Source organism: Thiolapillus sp. (assembly GCF_048562965.1).
Classification (GTDB): domain Bacteria; phylum Pseudomonadota; class Gammaproteobacteria; order Chromatiales; family Chromatiaceae; genus Thiolapillus; species Thiolapillus brandeum_A.
On the sequence record NZ_JBHNMF010001120.1, the window covers coordinates 1 to 866 of the forward strand.

1 protein-coding gene and 1 pseudogene are annotated in these 866 nt (G+C 53.0%); one reads left to right on the plus strand and one right to left on the minus strand.

The window, feature by feature from the left end; translation table 11 throughout:
* Positions 1 to 214: 214 nt before the first annotated feature.
* Positions 215 to 481: pseudogene (locus tag ACOCD2_RS22715) on the plus strand (integrase core domain-containing protein); the annotation flags it as partial.
* Here ACOCD2_RS22715 and ACOCD2_RS22720 read toward each other — a convergent pair.
* Complete coding sequence (locus ACOCD2_RS22720) at positions 429 to 746, minus strand: hypothetical protein (protein ID WP_293675413.1); 318 nt, start codon at positions 744 to 746, stop codon at positions 429 to 431. The pseudogene ACOCD2_RS22715 and the gene ACOCD2_RS22720 overlap by 53 nt on opposite strands.
* Positions 747 to 866 lie beyond the last annotated feature (120 nt).

The window sequence follows — 866 nt, forward strand, 5'->3', positions numbered from 1 at the left end:
GACCATTGCGAAGTCAAATGGCCTGACCGACAACGAAATCCAGCGTAAGGCTGATGCCTTCGAGCATGAGGATGGTGTACGCCTTGTCAATGGCGCACAGAAACAGTCGAGAGGTATGAAGTCGAGAGGTATGAAGCGGTGAACGGTCGTTTGTGGAATAGGTTGAGAACGTATAATTTACAGGGTAATGAGTGTTCCGTATGCCGTCAACAAGAAGGCGCCTTTTATCATCACCAAGGTGCTGACGGATAATGGTAAAGAGTTTACGGATCGCTTTATCGCCAACGGAGAACGTAAACCCACCGGCCAGCATCCTTTTGATCAAGTATGTCAGGCAGAAGGCATTGAGCACCGTCTGATCAAGCCCAAACACCCGCAAGCCAATGGCATGGTTGAGCGTTTCAATGGCCGGATCAGCGAGATTCTCGCTACCACGCATTTTGATGCGTCCAGGGATTTACAGGAGACGCTGTACCTGTATCCGCTGCCAGCCATGGAGAGCGAAGCGAAGGCTGGTAGACCCCAGTAGCCGCGAGGCCGCACTGTTTTCCCGGCGTGCCTTGCGCCAGAGGGAAAACAAAGTAGGCCTCCGAACGCGGCGTCCAGTCATATGGGAGCCAAGTACGGAGCAGCAACGAGCTTGCGAGGTTGTTGCGTAGTGCTGGGTGACCAGGACTGCTGGGGCACCAATAGGTTGTCAAAGGCCGAGTCGATTTTGGGGACTGGGATGTCCCAAAATCTATCACGAGGTCGAAGACACGCTTGTACCATGTCCCGCAGAAAAACATCGGGCACATCACGCCCATTCAGGCGCTTAAGGATTGGCACAAAAAAAGACCGTATTCTTTACAAGCCGCAAATCCCCC